This is a genomic window from Vibrio sp. 2130-1 (assembly GCF_033339515.1).
Map to the genome: position 1 here is coordinate 1 of NZ_JAWOUT010000264.1, position 710 is coordinate 710.

2 protein-coding genes are annotated in these 710 nt (G+C 45.8%); both read left to right on the plus strand.

Annotated features, from left to right (window positions below; all coding sequences use genetic code 11):
- A partial coding sequence (locus R7Q09_RS25625; protein WP_318143875.1) for an alpha-isopropylmalate synthase regulatory domain-containing protein occupies window positions 1-334 on the plus strand: 334 nt, incomplete at its 5' end.
- A gap of 82 nt (window positions 335-416) precedes the next feature.
- Window positions 417-710: isocitrate/isopropylmalate family dehydrogenase (locus tag R7Q09_RS25630; protein WP_318143876.1), on the plus strand; the 294-nt coding region annotated here is incomplete at its 3' end.

The following is a 710-nucleotide window of genomic DNA, read 5'->3' on the forward strand; positions in this document are numbered from 1 at the left end:
AACCACCAGCATCAAGATGCAATGTGGTGATGCGGAAATGTGTGAAGCAGCGGTCGGCAATGGTCCGGTTGATGCGCTATACCAATGTATCTACCGCGTGACAGGTTACGAAATCGTACTAGATAAATTCGATCTAACCGCAAAAGGTGAAGGTGAGGATGGTCTAGGTCAAGCAGACATCATTGCCAACTACAAAGGTAGAAAATACCACGGTACGGGCGTTTCAACCGATATCGTAGAAGCTTCTGGTCAAGCACTATTGCATGTTATCAACAGCATCCTTCGCGCAGACACCATTGCCGAGATGAAGCAGAAAAAGATTGCTACGGTATAGTCATACTGAGCTTTATCGCTCAGGGACAAATAACACAATTTCAAATAATTAAGCTCAAAAATTAGAAGATTAAAGGAATAACATGACAGACAAATCATACAAAATTGCCGTACTTCCTGGTGACGGCATCGGCCCAGAAGTGATGGCTCAAGCGCATAAAGTTCTGAATGCTATCGAGCAAAAACATGGCATCTCATTTGAGCGCGAAGAACATGATGTTGGTGGTATCGCTATCGATAATCATGGTTGCCCACTTCCAGAAAGTACGGTAACAGCGTGTGAAGAGTCTGACGCGGTTCTATTTGGTTCGGTTGGTGGCCCTAAGTGGGAACATTTGCCACCAAACGACCAGCCAGAGCGCGGTGCATTGCTGCCA